Origin of the sequence: Chitinophaga sp. sic0106 (assembly GCF_019219075.1) — a bacterium.
Classification (GTDB): Bacteria; Bacteroidota; Bacteroidia; order Chitinophagales; family Chitinophagaceae; genus Chitinophaga.
Genome location: NZ_JAHUWJ010000004.1, coordinates 415,989 through 433,180, shown reverse-complemented (window position 1 = coordinate 433,180; position 17,192 = coordinate 415,989). Strand labels below are relative to the sequence as shown.

The window sequence follows — 17,192 nt, the reverse complement described above, 5'->3', positions numbered from 1 at the left end:
ATGAGTACGCAACATATTGGCAGGGATACCACCACATCTCCCCAAAAAAATAAACCCAACAGCAATTTTTTTACAGGAGGTGGAAACGGTTTTTTCCCAACTGTTCAGACAAAATTAAAAGTAAGTCAGCCTGCGGATGCCGCCGAAAGGGAAGCCGATGCCATGGCAGATAAAGTGATGCGCAAAGCTACCACCGGCACTGTAACGCAGCGTGTACCCGGTACCGCTACCCCTGTGCAGTGCAAGTGCAGTCACTGCGAAGAAGAGGAAAAAAAGATACAGCGCAGGGAAAGTGAGGAAGAAACAATCGACCTGCAACGCAAGTGTAGTGCATGTGAAGCGGAAGTGCAGCAGGTGCAGCGCAAGGAAAATGAAGAAGAAATGGTGGACCTGCAACGCAAATGCAGTGCATGCATGGCTGAGGATGAGGAATTACAACGGAAAGAGGATGGTACAGATACGTGTAAATCTCACAACGAGGTAGCCGCGGACATTAAGCGCTATAATGGTGCCGGCAGTCCTATGCCAGCGGAAGTGAATAGCTATATGCAGGAGCAGTTTAATACCGACTTCAGTAACGTCCGTATCCATGATGGCGGCTATGCCGCGGATATGACTACTGCGGTAAAGGCCCAGGCGTTTACCGCCGGTAGCGATATTTATTTTAACCAGGGTAAATATGCACCAAATGATGCCGCAGGACAGCATCTGCTGGCCCATGAGCTCACCCACGTAGTGCAACAGGGGGCTGGCGCTCCACTGCAAGTGCAGCGGAAGGAGGACGAGGAAATGCCGCAGGACAAGGAAACTGCAGCTTTAACATCTCCCGGAAAAATAGCAGCACCCACCGTAGAGTTTGTGGACGAACCGGTAACACCAGACCTCTCGAATGCCATAGCTGTGCATGTTCCGGTAGATGATAGCATGATCGGCAATAACAGCGACTTGCTAAAGGAACACCTGCTTAAACAGGCACTGCTGGAGATATTTCCCATTTCGGAAGACCAGGTGAATACCATGATTGCTTCCGGCTGGGACTGGACCTGGTGGCGTGTAGTAACGAAACAGGAAGTAACACAGGGGTTCAAGGTGGTGGCTATCCCCAGGGGAGAATATCAGAAAATTATGGGACTGGTAAAGCCTATGACTACTACCCGGCAACAGCAGGAAGAAGAACGGCAGGAGCAGCTGACAGGAAGCCTGGAAACAATGAACAGGGAAGCCGAAATATTCCGGCTCAGGAAGGCTTTAAGAGAAAAGAAGAAAGACAGAGATGCTTTAAGTTTTGGGGCTGCTGCTAACCCGTATGCACCAACGCCTATATATACAGAGGTGAGTTTAGAAGTTATAAAACTTCAGGAACAACTGGATGCGGCCTACCTGGCATTTGGATTAACAAAAGATATGGTTGACCGTCAGCAGGACGAGTTCATCAAAGGGTTCCGCCATAGTGCCGTGCAACTGGCTTTTAGCTGGCTGGCGCAGAATGAAATTAACGCCAATGTAGAAACGCAGCAGTACGATCAGCCGGCAAACCTGGAAGCTTTTAAAATGAATGTGGCAGCGTTGCAAAAAGGATTCGCGGAGTCTGACCTGCTGCTGGCCAAAGGCCTGGCACTGCGCCATGGCGGGAAACCGGAAAGTGTAAATACGCTGCAACAGTATATTGCCTCACAAGCCGACGTGTACGATATGCCGAACAACGGTGAACGCACGGATACCAGTCGCGCAGATAAAGAAGTGGCGGCAGAAAGAATCGCCAGCAGGCTACAGCGCCCTGAAAATAACGCCTACCTGGCCGCTTATCACGACAGGGAAAAGTCACTGGACCTGCAATTGATGGCGGTAGCGCGGAAGTTCCCTATTATCACCTATCCTGAATTGAATATCCGGGATAATGCAGGGTCGTTGGCTATTATGCCAAATGACGCGCTCAAGGAAAAACTACAGGGTTTTATAGGTAAAGCAGGTGAAGGCGGCGTGCTGGAAAGTATCCGGAATACCTGGAAGGAGCTTCGGATGAATCCGGAAAAAGTTTGGGAACTGCCGCCGGTAATTGAGGCTACTAAAAATAACCTGGGCATTGCTAAGGACTCCGGTGCCGCGCTGGCATTAGAGGAACACCTGGAAAAGCATAAGAGTACTGAATTCTGGGAGTCCATGGGCATGGCCGCGTTGTCGGTAGGTGTGGGATTACTGGCGCTGGCCAGCGGTCCTGTAGGATGGGCGGCGCTGGCGGGCAGTATCACACTGGGTGGTTACGATGCCTATAAAACGTATACGGATACACGATTTAAGCGGGATGCCCATAACACCTCTATGGACCCCGCTACTGCGCTGGGTACGGAAAATCCTTCCTACTTCTGGTTTGTAGTGTCGCTGGCCGGCCTGGGACTGGATATCCATTCCGCTGTAACCACAGTGAAGAAACTGAAAGAAGGAGCGATGGTAGCGGAAAAGGTAGCAGCGGAGCTGAGTACGCATACAGCAGGCCAGGATGCCAAACAACTGGAACAGGTAATAGCTAGGGTAACAGATGGTACTTACGATAAAAACCTGGCTTTGTTGCTGCCATTTGGCGAAGATCCGGTTGCTATGACATTCATGTTGACAGCCATGAAAGATGAAAAGCTCACTAATGCCTTTATGCGGCTTGCGGAGGTGGGCGGTAAAGAGTTGTCGTTACAGGCCGTGCACTTTTACATGGCACAGGGCAAGCACCTGCTAAATGAAATGCCTGAAGTAGTTCGCCTGATGGAGCAGACTAACTTGTACGCACATACGGAGTTGGTACAGGCTGTGTTTATGGAAAGGGGAGTGCAGCAGGTGCTGCTGGAAACGCAGGATGGTGCCGGATTGTTACATGAATTCAGCAATTGGAAAAAGCTCACCGGCGCAGATAAGGCCCCGACTTTCACCGCCCATTTGGCGGAAGCAGGATTTGGCGTGCAGGTGAAAAAAGGTAAAACTATAACGGAGGTACTGGGTAAGGAGATACTAAAAGAAGCGCCTGAAAAAGTTAATCGTCAGTTATTGAGTATGGCAGAGCCGAGGCTGGTGGCTGCGCTTGATGAAGGTACATTACGGCCAGAACTAAGTGCAGTGTTAATTGAATTGTTGCAGCGCGATATGATTGGTATGCTTAATGATCTGGAAAAAGCACAAGGTAGGATTAGTAATCAACTTGGTGTGATGGCAGCATATGTAAATTCGCCGGAAGAATTTATCAGTGTGATGAAATTATTACAAAACAAGGCGGCTATCTCGGCTTTTGGCCGCTCACTGGATAGTTTTATGTCTACCCAGCCATACATGCAATTATTGTATAAGATACATATGGAGCAGCTGCCAATACCTGCTGCAGTATGGGATGATTTACTCAGAATAGGTACCATGACAGACGAGGGGACTATTATCCGAATTATCAATGAGACGGAATTTCGAAAGGCACTGATAGCACACCCCACGGCAGCGAGGGCTATGAAAAAATGTGCCTCGCCATGCTTCCCGCCGGAAGCTACTGTTTCGCAGGTGAATGATATTGCAAAAATTCTGGATGGTAAGTCCAGGGAAGAGATAGCAAAAGCAGGTGAATATATATACAGGCATAGAGGCTCAGGCGATGATCTGGAAAAGGCAATAAAGAAAATGCAGGAGAATTTCAAAGAAGCGGTCAAAGACATCAATGCGCCATTAGACGATTTTCCGGAAAAATACCAGAGTTACATGGCCAATATAGTAGAAATTCAGGAGGCCGGAGTATCGGGGACTCAACTTCGAAAAATTATTGAACGGGCAGCGGCAACTCCTAATTATAGCGATACGCAATTATTGGGTCAGTTGTGGAATGTGGTGATGCTGGAGAGGAAACAGCCGACCAGGCATTTTGCTACGCTGCTGGATGCTTTGGCTAGCCAGGACGAGGATGAATTCCGTGTTGCAGCTGCGTTTATAGATCAGATCAGCAGATTTGTAAATCGTAGAAAAACAGACGATGGTATAAAAAAATATATAGGCCTGGAGATCGCCGAATTCCTGATGGATATTTTTAGTTTTAAGGAACTGGCTACTTTCTCCAGGACTTATGTGAGCGAAAATTTCCTGCGGACCATGTATGAAATTCTAAAACGTGCTAATATAGACGGTAAGGAATTTATGGAGCTGATGAAACTCTCTGCTGAAGGTGGGGATACAACGCTGAAGCGCATACATCGGGTGCTGCATGGCGTAAGGAAGTCTGGAGATCTTACTTATGAAGAAGCCAGAGCCGCAATAGAAAACGCCAATAAATATATAGCGGATCTTAATAAAGCAGCGGAAGATCCTGTAAATGGCTTTGAAGCGATCACCTCCAGGATATGGGGAGAATCGACCAGCATAGATACCAAAGGGGAGAAAATATTGGTAGATCCTGCATATGCCAGGAAACCAAAACCACCTGGTACACCTGTCGCAAGTGGTAAAAAGCGAACAGTGAATGATCCTGATGGACCAGGTACCTTAGCTTATACCCAGGTGGTGGGAGAAGATTTTAGTAAGGCAGATGAACTTGCGGAAAAATTTTTCCTTGATGAGAAGGGAAATATTAATCTGTCTCGCTGGACCTTATTCAGGGATGCCGTGTGGGGAGCAAAAGATGTAGCCGTGTCTATTCGCAATAACATAATTGGTGCTACATGGGGCAGAACAATGATTGCGCAGGTGCGGCGTGTGCATCCGAAAGGAGAAATATTTGTAGAGGTGTCCTTTACATTTGGAAACGTAACTGCCAAAGCGGATGCAGTGTTACTCGAAAACGATCTGTTGAAAGTGTTGGAATTTAAATCCATGAACAGTGAACTGTCTGATAAACAGCAGGTGATTTATGATATGATGAAACAAGGAAAGTATGCTGAGCTGGAGGCAGATGCTATTCCGCGTTTAAAGTCATTGCTGAGTGACCCAGATGTCCCCAAGGTTCATATAGAGATCCGGGAAAGGGAGCTGATTCCGGATTTTGATCCAGATGAGTCTGTAAGTAAGCGAATAAAAAAGATCATAGAGAATAAAGCTAAATAGCAAGAGGGCATTGAATCCGGATTTATTTCCGGGTTCAATGAAAAAATATCGCCGTAATAGTTAACTTTATAGCGCGAAAATACTTGCCACTTTAGCATAGCCCCGGAGTATAGCCGACTGATTTTTTGACCCTTATTAACCTTGATAACCAATATTATAAACCCCCGAATTATGACAGAGAAACCCCTGAAAATTATCCTGTACATCATACTTGGCGTATGTGTGATATCTTTTGTAATGACAGTTTTTGGTAATTCCGCCCTACGTGGCGCCCGGGAAGATATCAAAGCTGCCAAAAGAAGCGCCGATTCCGCTATTACGGAACTGAAAAAATCCCAGGACCGCGTGGATTCCATCAATGCGGATATGGATGTTCTTAAACAATACGCCTCCAATATCCGGAAGTTTGTGGAGCTGAGTGATCAGCAGAAGGTGCTGGAAGAAACCAGGTCCGCAGCAGAAAAGAAAAGGCTCAAGGATCATATCGATTCCCTGCGGAATGAGATTAAAAAGGATAGTCTCCCCGTAATTGAAGTATCAGTGTTTAAAACCCCTAAGTAAAATGAAAACTGCCAGACTTTACCGGGTAGTACTTTTTGTGCTGCTCACTATGCCATTGCTCACACGTGCCCAGCAGGTACAAACTGCTACCGATTCCCTGAGCTTGCGGGCTTACCTGCTTTCCCGCGGGGATACACTCACGCTGGGCTACGATACTGCTTACCTGCTCAATAAGCGGATTTTTAAATTGTATTCCGACAATTATCAGAAGGTGCTGAAAGGCAACCTGGCCTCACAACGCATTATCGAAGCGTACGACAGCCTGGTGGTGTTGCAGGATTCTATGCTGAAGCGTAAGGATTTTTATTACACACAGCTGAAAGGCAGCTTCGATGGTTTGCAGGGAGCTACTGACGTCTTCATCAAAAGAACAGATGCAAACCTGATAGGGCTGAATCAGTCCCTTGCTGCGGCAAACAAGCACCTGCAAAATGTACAGACCTCGCTGGATGCCTCCTTGGAGAAACTGAAAACACAAAATAAACAGAAAGTGAAACTGGCGATAGGAGGGTTTGCGATTGGGATTGCGCTGACGACTGTGATATTTTTGGTGGCGAATTAGATTTGTTTTTTTCGCTCACGGCAGGAAAGTAGCCAGGGATTTTTTTTTAGTGTTCACCGAAGGTGGACACTAAAAAATTTGAGAGAGACCGAAGGCCTCTCTCAAATCAAACAATCTAATTAGAACAACCTGCAGGTCTTAGCTGCTTAACTGCTTATGCTGCTTTGCGGGAAAAAAAGATCCGCTTACGGCACCTTTATATCTGAGGCGACTGTGTATAGGCCGTCCACAATTCATTCAGTGTACTTCCTGTTTCCCGCTTCCAGATGCTATCCTGGTAGCTATGGTCGTACAGACTTTTATTCAGCGTTACTACGATACCGGCCTTTTTATGTGCCTCCAGCCATGCGAGGAACCTGGCGGTAATCCGGTAGCTGTTGGTGTAATGCTGACCAGCTTTAAAGTCCGGCAGTGCCCATCTGGCGCCGGCGTTATCGATACCGAATCGGAAGCGGGCATAGTCAGCAATGCCTTCTGTGAGCCATCCTGGCCCTACGCTTTGTTTGTAGTCCTGTACAATATGCATCACTTCATGTGTTACCACATCCAGGTCCGTAGGAGTTTTCAGCATCCATTTAGGGCTGTAGGTAACCACCCCGTTGTCGGTGGCAGCCACGCCATCATACGCCGGATCAATGGTGAACACCACTTTCTTCAGTGTTGCTTTGTTATATGTTTTTGCCAGCTTAGGATACACCTGGAAAAACGCGCTGATCATACGCTCCTTTATCGCAGTTCCTGCGGAGGCAAAAGCGTCATCCTTGTTTATAAATATCAGCGTGTAACCGTTACGTTTAATGGTGTCTCTGCTGATTTCATCAGCGGCAACGGCACGTTGTATGGCCAGGCAGCAGCAGGCTGCCAAAAGTATTTTCTTCATATTGCAGGATTGGGATTTTGGTATCTCGGGAGCAAAAGAACTATTAAAAAATCGATTTAGCAAGATTGAATGGAAAAATTAATACAGATTTTTGATGAACGGAAAGCAGGGGAGTGGGGATTATTTGTCGACCTGACTTTTAATGTTTATCTTGATTCCGGATAAAAGACCTTCCTTCGGGAGGAGAATGGCACGTTATGAACTAAATGTATTTTGTATGACGACAGCAAGCAACACGTTACGAACTATTGGCGCTCTTTTTGCATTTTTCATGCTCATGGAACCTGCATATTCACAGAAAGCAAAGGTATGGACCTCCGCGTCGGAGCCAATTAAGGAAATGGAACAGGTACGCAAACAAATTAAAGCACCTGTTTTTAAGCAAAAAGACTATCACATTACCGCCTATGGGGCAAAAGGAGATGGTACCACCCTCAACTCAGATGCTTTTCGCAAAGCGATTGCCGACTGCTCCGCAAAAGGCGGCGGCCGGGTAATAGTGCCCGCAGGCAGGTTCCTGACCGGCCCAATCTACCTCAAAAGTAATGTGGACCTGCACCTGGAAGATAACGCCGTCATCGCCTTCAGCCGCGATTCCAAAGAATACCCCATCGTGTTTACCAGGTGGGAAGGCATGGAATGCATGAACTATTCGGCGCAAATCTATGCCTATGGCGAAAAAAATATAGCCGTTACCGGTAGTGGCACGCTGGACGGGAACGCCGACAACGACAACTGGTGGAGCTGGTGCGGTAAGCCAGTGTATGGCTGGAATAAGGATAAGCCCCGTCAGCAGCCCGCCCGCGACTCCCTGCATGCCCTCATGCATGCCAACACGGACCCGCGCAAGCGGGTGTTTGGAGAAGGATACTTCCTGCGCCCAAATATGTTCCAGCCTTACAACTGTAAGAACGTGGTAATATCCGGCGTGCAGCTGATCAACTCGCCCATGTGGTTTATCAACCCGGTTCTCTGTGAAAATGTGATCGTGGATGGGGTGAAAATCAAAGCCCATGGCCCTAATACCGATGGCTGTGATCCGGAGTCCTGCAAAAATGTGCTGATTAAAGATTGCTACTTCGATACCGGCGATGACTGTATCGCCATCAAATCAGGTCGTGATGAGGACGGCCGCCGCATTGGCCGCCCGGCTGAGAATCACATCATTGAAGGATGCGATATGAAAGATGGTCATGGTGGTGTAGTGATCGGCAGTGAAATAGCCGGCGGCGCCAGGAATATTTTTGCCATCAACTGTAAGATGAACAGCCCGGAACTGGACAGAGTATTGCGTATCAAAACTAGTTCATCCCGCGGTGGTATCATCGAGAATATTTTCATGAAAGATATCAAGGTAGGCCAGTATAAAGAAGCTGCTATTCATGCAACCATGTTCTATGAAAAGCCGGGCAACTTTATGCCTACGATCCGCAACATCTGGGTCGAAAACCTGGATGTGGAAGATGGTGGCCAGTACGGCGTATTCGTGAATGCATACGAAGTTTCCCCTGTTAAAAATCTACATATCGTGAACTCCAGTATTCGCGGGGTTAAAGTGCCCATGAAAGTGGATCATGCCACTGGTGTTGTGCTGGATAATGTCACGATCAATGGCGAAAAAGCAGTGGTGCCGGCAAATATTAAGTAGTTAAGACGCGTGAATAATAGCCGCCAGATTTTCAGGCAGCGGATACAATTGCTCTTCCGGCAATAATTCCGCTGTCTGATCTATTTCTGTACATCATCACTTCCCCTGCTGCCTCCACTTTTCCGGAATCGTCGTGTTTTTTCCGGCAATCATAAACTCCCCATCTCCCCTGTAGTGCACTGTTTTGGGATATTTAGGGTATACCGACACCAATGCTCGCTTGATTTCAAAAATGAAATAATTGTAATTGTTTAATAGATGCGTATCATACAGCTGGCATTCAAAATGGGCATAACACTCACGGATAATCGGAGCAGAAACGGTTTTGCCGGCTTCCGGCGTGAGTCCGAATTTGCGAAACTTATCTAGCTTGCCGCCGGTTGTATTTCCAATGCCAGCAATGGTTTCCAACATATCTGCCGTGGGGATATTGATCACACATTCCTTACTCTTCCGGATCAGCTCATAGCTATGATTAGCGCTGGTAATCATGCAACCTACCAGGGAGGGTACAAATTCCATGATCGTATACCAGCCCATGCTCATGATATTCGTTTCGTTTTTATAGCGGGAGCTCACCAGCACAATCGGTGTGGGCTCCAGGTATTTGCGGCTGTCAGCCACCGGTATTTCCTCTTTTCTGTAGCTTCGCATGTTAATTTTTTTAGGGAGAAGTAAATGCTGTTCTTGTCCGATGTTAAGGTCTTTCCTTATCTTACACTTTCATTTATACCTTAGTTCACATTGTGATTTGTACTCATGAAACGTATGTTCCTTAACCTTACCAAATGGATACCAGTTTTAACCCTGCCAGTAATGCTGTTATACGCATGTGGCGAAACAGGAAAGAAAACAAAGACTAATCAATCCACGCAAACAGCTGCCAGAGCGGATTCTGTTGCTCAGTCTATAGAAGTGCCGGCGTTGCCCACGGAGCAGTACATTGCTGAAATACTTCGGCGCCGCGAAGCTATCACCAAACAGCTGCCCTCGCTGTCGCCGGAATCCGCTGCGGAGCAATACCGCTCCCTTTCGCAATTCCTTGACACAGCCGTGGCTGGCATCTCCCAAAATGAATCTAAATGGCTCGATACCTATATCAACTACTATTCGGAAGCTGCCAGCAAATACCTGCCGCCACCGGAAGTGGAAGCAAAGATTAAACTACTGGCTACTGCCGGTATTGAACCCTGGGGTATCGGGGAAGGATATACGGAGTTAAGAATCGTGCCTGAATTTTATACAAAATTATTCCAGCACTCGCTGCCGGCCGATTACCAGCAATACCTGCAGCTCAGAGCCGATGAAGACACCGTGCTCTATAGTGCAGATGCAGGCCTCATGATCTCTTTCCATGACATCGGTCTGCGTGTGGTTAACTGGGAAAAGTTTTTACAGGATCATCCTAAAAGTATTTTCACCGCCAATGCGCGTGAGCAGTATAAATATTACCTTACTGATTACCTGTTTGGGCAAGATAATACCCCAGCATTTGATACCCATTCCGACCTCTCTACCTTGCTGCCGGAAAATAAAGCGGAATATATCGCATATGCTGGTTTGCATAGCAGTACCCGCAGCGGCGCAGTGGTGAAGCTCTTCCTCGATACATTAGGTAAAGTGAGTTCCATGGATCAGTTCCAGGATATTATCTGGGATGCCATTGGCAACATCAATGAGCTGCGCGTTACCATATTGCCTAAGCAGCCTGAGTTTCACGAAGCGGCCATTGATAAACTGACCAAAGCCACTTACGACAAGCTCCCCGGTGAAGTGCAAATTTCTGAAGGCAACAACGAAAAAATTGATCGCACCCTTGACACCATTATCTACTTCAGCCAACAGAACAATACCTATTGCCTGGCAGTATATAAAAATCAGGGGAGCAAAGGCAGCGCGCCAGTGTCTGGTTGGGTTGATGTATGGGTTTTTAAGAAGGTAAGCGACCAATGGCAGCTGACAGATAAAATGCTGGAAGCCGGTGGAGGAGGGATGTATGGCAATTCCGGCTACTTCGAAAAACTGATCGTAATGGGCCCCGAAGCAATTGGTATCATTGTCAACGGCGGCATCACCCATATGGGCACCAGCGCCTCGTGGGACGATGTGCTCACTTTTTCAGATGATAAACTCAGCAAAGCATTTCATATAGTTACCTATGACGCATACGATGGGCCCACCGGCCGCACCAGCTGTAATAGCCTCAAATGGTATCTGGAGGAAGGCAGTATGCAAAATGGATTATCGGACCTGGTCATTGTGCCGGGCAGCTGCATGGGGCAAAATGTACCACTGGAAAGGATTGTTATCAGTTCCAGGGACGGGAAGTATGCGGTGCCGGCGAAGTTTCATGAAACAGGGATATGATCCATGGATATATGATGCTATTTGCCTCATTTCGGGAAGATGGATAATGAAGAAGCCGGGCCTGAGGCCTGGCTTCTTTGAATTCAACATTAGTAATAGGTAGTATTTTACTGCACTACCTCCTCAAACCCTGTACTCACCGTTACCTCTTTCCATTGCTCCACTTCTGCCCGTGAAGATTCCAGCTTATTTGTGGCTAACTGGTAAGCATCCGCACCAAGGTAGAAATGCAGGGCCGGCTTTTCTGCTGCAGCCATCTCTATAATTGCAGTTGCTGCTTTGTCAGGATCACCAGGCTGGTTGTGATTGATGTCTCGCTCGTGCACCTCCTGTGCAGCGCGCACAGATGTGTATGCAGCAATTGGATTGGCAGGGGTGCCCATAGAGCCGGCGCTGAGGAAGTCGGTCCGGAAATACCCCGGCATCACTACAGTGGCTTTAATGCCAAATTCTGCCACTTCCACTGCCAGTGCTTCGGTGAGACCCACCACCGCAAACTTGGTGGCGCAGTAGATGCCGAAGCCTGGAAAATCGCCGGTGAGGCCACCTATCGAAGAGATGTTAAATATATGCCCTGATTTTTGACTGCGCATAATCGGGAGTACCTGTCGGATGGTATGCAGTACGCCGAACACATTGACGTCAAAATTAGCCTTAACCTCAGCATCTGATAATTCTTCCAGTGCACCTACGTGGCCATAGCCGGCATTGTTGATCAGCACATCAATACGGCCGAATTTTTCTTTAGTGGCCTGCACGGCAGCAGCTACACTTTTTTCATCACCAAGGTCTACCTGTAACGGTAACAGGTTGTCGTGGTGGAGTGGGTTTAAGCCTGCCAGCTGACGGGAGGTGGCAGCCACTTTTTGGCCCTGGGCCAGTAATTGTAATACGATGGAGCGTCCAAATCCTTTTGATGCTCCGGTAACAAACCATACTTTGCTTTCCATATAATTTCCTTTTTTGGTATAGCAAAGGTAGGGGCGTGGTCTGCCTCAAATATTGCGGACTTCAAACCGATTATTACAAAAATCAAACAAGGCGGTATGCACTTGGGGTGGTGCTGGTTTGTTTGCGGAAAAAGTTATTGAAATGTGCCGGCTCCTCAAATCCAAGGGCATAGCTGATCTCTGCCACATTCCAGCGGGTATGCTTCAGCAAGGCCTTGGCTTCAGTGGTGAGTCGCTCGGAAATATGTGCCGTAGTGGTTTTGCCCGTAGTTTCGCGGATAGCGCGGTTCAAATGGTTTACGTGTACGGAGAGCTGGTCGGCAAAGTCGCTGGCGGAGCGGAGCACAAACCGCTGCCCGGGCGACTCAATAGGAAACTGCCTCTCCAGCAGCTCTATAAATACCGAGGTAATACGGGCGTTCGCATCCGTATGCTTGTAGAGTGTTTCGGCGGGCTGCATTTTCAGGGCGTAATGCACCAGCTCCGACAAATAATTCCGTAACAGGTCATACTTATAAATGTATTCCCCGCTGATTTCGTCCAGCATTTGCACGAACAGCTTCTCTACTTCCTTTTCCTGCTTTTTATTTAATGGGTAAGAAGGCACATTTCCCGGGATCATCATCGGCAGCTCATGGGCTTTGGCCCTGCCCACACCGGAGAAAAACGCTTCCTTAAAGATGCAGAAGTAGCCACTGGCGTTGTTGTCAAGCGATTCCCAGGAGTAAGGTACCAGGGGGTTGAAGAAAATCAGGACAGGCCCCTTAATCTCCAGCGTTTTATCCGCGTAGTGGTACAGATTATGCCCGCGTACCAGGCTAACCTTGTAGTAGTCACGGCGACTATATGCCACTTTTATACTCCCATCTTCCGAAATACAATCCTCCATCCGGAATACATTAAAATGGCCGATGTCCTTTTGCAGGGCAGCAGGTACCGCATGGAATTTATGCTCGTAAAAATCCTCGAGGGACTCTGTCTTGTTCATAGCATAAAATTACAAAATTCAAGCAATATGGAAAATTTGCGCCTTCCGGGAGGACCATAGAAAAATAGCTGAAAATGCCGGCAAATGCTTAACCAATAAGTATTTGCCGGTCATTTTACAATGCCTTTTACAAAAAGGCCCTGACATCTCTCAGTAAAATCCTCCATCATTACAGTAAAACCTGTCATTGGCCCCCAACACCCCTTAAACTAATTTGAAGTGCTTAATAATTAACCAGCGATTGGATGTCATGTTTGTAAAAAAATACTACGAAGAATTTGAGCCGGACGAAAAACGGAGAACGAAAGGCCGCACCATTACCGAAACAGATATTGTGCTGCATGCAGGGCAATCGGGCGACTTTTTTCCGCACCATATGGACGCAGAATGGTGTAAAACGCAACCCTTTAAGCAACGCATAGCACACGGTACACTCATATTTACCGTGGCCATCGGGTTAACAGCGGAACTGGTAAATGAAGTATCGATGACCTATGGGTATGACCGGCTGAGATTTATAGCACCTGTTTTTATTGGAGATACCATCTACGTCAACGTGACCATCAAAGAAAAAAAAGATCACAAAAAACCCGGAATGGGGCTGGTAACCGAGCTGGTAGAAGTACTGAACCAGCACGGCCAGCTGGTAATGCTCTGTGAGCACCTGTTACTGGTACATAAAAAAGATAGTTAATTATGGCCCGAATAGTATTGCAAGGAATCACATGGGATCATAGCCGCGGCCTGACTCCATTGCTGGCAGCTGCACAGCGTTACCAGGAGCTTCACCCCGAGGTGGAAATACACTGGAAAAAAAGAACGCTGCAGGAATTTGCCGATGCCCCGATTGAAAAACTAACACATCACTATGATCTCCTGATTATCGACCATCCATGGGTGGGCTGCGCAGCAGCCACCCGCTGCGTACTGCCGCTCAACCAATACCTGCCGGCTTCCTATCTCGGCAATCAGGCCGCCAATTCTACCGGCGGCTCGCATGCCAGCTATGAATACGACGGGCAACAGTGGGCCCTTGCCATCGATGCGGCCACACCTGCCGCCAGCTACCGGAAAGACCTGCTGGAAAAACACCGCCAGCCGCTGCCCGCCACCTGGAACGACTTGCTGCTGCTCGCAGTAAAAGGTAAGGTAGCCGTACCGGCCATCCCCATCGACCTGCTGATGAACTTCTACACCTTCTGCATCGCCAACGGCACTACGCCGTTTCGTAGCCAGGAAGAGGTGGTAGACAAAGAAACTGGCGTGCGGGCCATTGAAAGCATGAAACAACTGTATAGCCTGGTGGACAAAAGGATGTTCCAATGCAATCCTATCGCCGTGGCGGAACTGATGAGCCGTACGGACGACTACTGGTATTGCCCTTTCGCCTACGGCTACTCCAACTACTCCCGTACCGGTTTTGCGGATAACCTGCTGCACTACGCACCCGTGGTTACCTTCAACGGAAAGCCTTTTCGTACAACCGTGGGCGGTACCGGTATCGCAGTCTCAGCTTTTACCCAATACCCGGACGCAGCCACTGACTTTGCTGCCTGGGTAACGTCAGAGCGAATCCAGCGCACACTGTATGTGCAACATGGCGGCCAGCCCGGCCACCGAGCCGCCTGGACGGATGCCGCCGCTAACCAGCTTACCCATAACTACTTTCAACAAGTACTTCCGTTGATGGAAAACGGATATATACGTCCACGTTATAACGGCTACCTGCACTTCCAGGATCATGCAGGCCTGCCGCTGCAAATTTGTTTGCTGGAAAACTCAAACCCGGTTGCCACCCTGGAAGAAATGAACCGGATTTACCGCGCCAGCATTGTCACTCACCAAACGCATGCTACTGTATGATGGATTTGCCATTAGAAGGAATTACCGTGCTGGAATTTAGCCAGTATCTGTCAGGGCCCTCCGCAGGCCTACGCCTGGCCGACCTCGGCGCAAGGGTCATCAAAATTGAACGACCCATTCATGGAGAGGCCGGAAGAAAATTATCCATTAAAAATTTGTGGGTAGACGAAAGCTCCCTGCTGTTTCATACCATCAATAGAAATAAAGAGAGCTTTGCGGCGGACCTCAAAAATCCGGACGACCTCGCCCTCGTTAAGCAGCTGATCGCAAAGGCAGATGTACTGATCCATAATTTCCGCCCGGGTGTGATGAAAAAGATAGGACTGAACTATACTGCCGCGGCAGAAATTAATCCCCGCCTGATTTACGCCGAAATTACCGGCTATGGCAAGGATGGACCCTGGAAGGAAAAGCCCGGTCAGGACCTGCTGCTGCAATCTATCACCGGCTTGGCATTCACCACCGGTAACTTCACCAACGGTCCCGTGCCTTTCGGCATCGCCATCGCCGATATCCTTTGCGGCTCACAGCTGGTGCAAGGGATCATCGCCGGCTTGATACGCCGCAGCAAAAAAGGCGTGGGCGCCCTGGTAGAAATCAGCCTGATGGAATCACTCCTGGATTTTCAATTTGAACTACTTACTACCTATTATAATAGTCATCAGCAGCCGCAGCGTAGTCACACTAACAGCGGGCATACGCTGCTGGGCGCACCTTACGGCGTGTATAAAACTGCTGATGGCTTTATTGCCCTGGCAATGATGGACATGGGCATTCTTGCTGATACCATTGACTGTACTGCATTGTATGAATTCACCAATGATCAGGCCTTTGCGCAACGGGATCATATCAAGTCGCTGCTGGCAGCACATTTGCTCACCCAGTCAGCTCAGTATTGGCTGCAACGCCTGCAGCAGCGAGGCCTCTGGGCAATGGAGGTATTTGATTGGGAGAAAATGATGGCACACGAATCCTACCGCACCCTGCAAATGGAACAGCCGCTGAATGCCGACGGCAAGCAGATCATCACCACCCGCTGCCCCATTCGCATTAACGGTAAACGCCTCTTTTCCGACCGGCGCGCCCCCAAGGTAGGAGAGCATACAGAAAAACTGATTCGGGAAATGAATGAAGTGATAGTAAATAAAGAACCGCATGCTATTAGACGATATTCTGGTAATTGATTTCAGCCAATTTTTATCCGGACCCAGCGCCGCACTGCGACTGGCGGACATGGGAGCACAGGTGATCAAAATAGAAAAACCCGGTACAGGGGATATCTGCAGGCAGCTGTATGTCTCCGATGTACGGATAGAAGAGGAATCCACCATCTTTCATGCCATCAACCGCAATAAAAAAAGCTATGTGGCGGACCTGAAAGATCCGGCCGACCTGGATAAAATTAAGAAGCTACTGGCCCGTGCCGATGTGATGATGCATAATTTCAGACCAGGCGTAATGGAACGCATCGGCCTGGACTATGAAAGCGTGAAGGCAATCAATCCGGGAATTGTGTATGCAGAGCTGAACGGCTTTGGACAGGAGGGGCCCTGGAAAGACTTACCCGGACAGGATTTGCTGTTACAGGCAGCCTCCGGACTTACCTGGCTGAGCAATAACCTGGACGAAAATCCTACGCCCATGGGCGTGGCCGTGGCGGATATACTGGCAGGTACCCACCTCACACAAGGGGTGCTGGCATCCCTGCTGAAAAAGAGTATCAGCGGCATGGGAGCGCTGGTGCAGGTGAGCATGTTTGAAAGCGTACTGGACTTCCAGTTTGAAGTACTTACCTGCTATTATAACGACGGGCGGCAGCTGCCCGTGCGTAGTGCGGTCAATAACGGGCACGCCTATATTTCCGCTCCCTATGGTATTTACAAAACCAGCAGTGGGTATATGGCACTGGCCATGGGCAACATTCTGGTGCTGGCAGAGTTGCTGGACTGTGTACCACTCAGGCAATTTACAGAGCAGGCCAGTTGGTTTAATAAAAGAGATGAAATCAAGCAGATACTGGCCGATCACCTGGCCGGTAAAACGGCCACCCATTGGTTGTCTATCCTGGAAAAAGCGGATATCTGGTGTGCACCGGTAATGGACTATGATCAGCTGGTAAATGAAGAGGCTTACCGCATCCTTAATATGGAGATTACCGTAAAGACCAGCAATGGCCTCTCAGTAAAAACTACAAGATGTCCTATTAGAATAGACGGGAAATTATTATCTTCCGCCAAGGGAGCCCCGCTGCTGGGAGAAGATAATGAGGGAATAGACAGACTGTTTGGGCTCTCGGATTAACCTCGTCCATCCAC

At 48.4% G+C, this 17,192-nt stretch carries 13 protein-coding genes; 9 read left to right on the top strand and 4 right to left on the bottom strand.

All coding sequences use genetic code 11. The features are described from left to right. From KW844_RS08955 to KW844_RS08945, 3 genes are all read left to right on the top strand, one after another. Positions 1 to 5,058 carry a DUF4157 domain-containing protein gene (locus KW844_RS08955; RefSeq protein ID WP_218376372.1) on the top strand — a complete coding sequence of 1,686 codons (5,058 nt, stop codon included), beginning with the start codon at positions 1 to 3 and terminating at the stop codon, positions 5,056 to 5,058. A 171-nt stretch (positions 5,059 to 5,229) separates the two neighbouring features. After that, entirely contained in the window at positions 5,230 to 5,619 is a 390-nt protein-coding gene (locus KW844_RS08950; RefSeq protein WP_218376371.1) for a hypothetical protein, read from the top strand. Position 5,620: 1 nt separating this feature from the next. Continuing rightward, positions 5,621 to 6,181: a hypothetical protein gene (locus tag KW844_RS08945; protein ID WP_218376370.1), complete on the top strand. Its 561-nt coding sequence runs from the start codon at positions 5,621 to 5,623 to the stop codon at positions 6,179 to 6,181. A gap of 196 nt (positions 6,182 to 6,377) precedes the next feature. On the opposite strand, the gene KW844_RS08940 is transcribed toward KW844_RS08945, so the two are convergent. After that, the gene (locus tag KW844_RS08940; protein WP_218376369.1) at positions 6,378 to 7,061 is read right to left on the bottom strand and encodes a basic secretory family protein; all 684 of its coding nucleotides are present in this window, start codon (positions 7,059 to 7,061) and stop codon (positions 6,378 to 6,380) included. Positions 7,062 to 7,278: 217 nt separating this feature from the next. On the opposite strand from KW844_RS08940, the gene KW844_RS08935 reads away from it, so the two are divergent. Continuing rightward, positions 7,279 to 8,709 (top strand): glycoside hydrolase family 28 protein, encoded by a 1,431-nt coding sequence (locus KW844_RS08935; protein ID WP_218376368.1) that lies wholly within the window; start codon positions 7,279 to 7,281, stop codon positions 8,707 to 8,709. Between the two features lie 96 nt (positions 8,710 to 8,805). Here the strand turns inward: KW844_RS08935 and KW844_RS08930 are convergent, their stop codons facing one another. Then, entirely contained in the window at positions 8,806 to 9,363 is a 558-nt protein-coding gene (locus KW844_RS08930) for a flavin reductase family protein (RefSeq protein WP_218376367.1), read from the bottom strand. Positions 9,364 to 9,468: 105 nt separating this feature from the next. Between KW844_RS08930 and KW844_RS08925 the strand changes: the two genes are divergently transcribed. Then, positions 9,469 to 11,076 (top strand): hypothetical protein, encoded by a 1,608-nt coding sequence (locus tag KW844_RS08925; protein ID WP_218376366.1) that lies wholly within the window; start codon positions 9,469 to 9,471, stop codon positions 11,074 to 11,076. A gap of 107 nt (positions 11,077 to 11,183) precedes the next feature. Here KW844_RS08925 and KW844_RS08920 read toward each other — a convergent pair whose 3' ends face one another. Next, on the bottom strand, positions 11,184 to 12,026 hold the full coding sequence (locus KW844_RS08920; protein WP_218376365.1) for an oxidoreductase: 843 nt from the start codon (positions 12,024 to 12,026) through the stop codon (positions 11,184 to 11,186). A gap of 82 nt (positions 12,027 to 12,108) precedes the next feature. Beyond that, a complete protein-coding gene (locus KW844_RS08915; protein WP_218376364.1) occupies positions 12,109 to 13,014 on the bottom strand; it encodes an AraC family transcriptional regulator in 906 nt (301 codons plus the stop codon). A 250-nt stretch (positions 13,015 to 13,264) separates the two neighbouring features. Between KW844_RS08915 and KW844_RS08910 the strand changes: the two genes are divergently transcribed. From KW844_RS08910 to KW844_RS08895, 4 genes are read left to right on the top strand one after another with little or no spacing between them, the layout of a single operon-like run. Next, positions 13,265 to 13,708 (top strand): MaoC/PaaZ C-terminal domain-containing protein, encoded by a 444-nt coding sequence (locus KW844_RS08910; RefSeq protein WP_218376363.1) that lies wholly within the window; start codon positions 13,265 to 13,267, stop codon positions 13,706 to 13,708. A 2-nt stretch (positions 13,709 to 13,710) separates the two neighbouring features. Further along, complete coding sequence (locus KW844_RS08905) at positions 13,711 to 14,877, top strand: extracellular solute-binding protein (protein WP_218376362.1); 1,167 nt, start codon at positions 13,711 to 13,713, stop codon at positions 14,875 to 14,877. Then, the gene (locus KW844_RS08900) at positions 14,874 to 16,061 is read left to right on the top strand and encodes a CaiB/BaiF CoA-transferase family protein (RefSeq protein ID WP_218376361.1); all 1,188 of its coding nucleotides are present in this window, start codon (positions 14,874 to 14,876) and stop codon (positions 16,059 to 16,061) included. Before KW844_RS08905 ends, KW844_RS08900 begins: the two co-directional genes overlap by 4 nt. Further along, complete coding sequence (locus KW844_RS08895) at positions 16,033 to 17,178, top strand: CaiB/BaiF CoA-transferase family protein (protein ID WP_218376360.1); 1,146 nt, start codon at positions 16,033 to 16,035, stop codon at positions 17,176 to 17,178. The genes KW844_RS08900 and KW844_RS08895 overlap by 29 nt, the downstream gene beginning before the upstream one ends. Positions 17,179 to 17,192 lie beyond the last annotated feature (14 nt).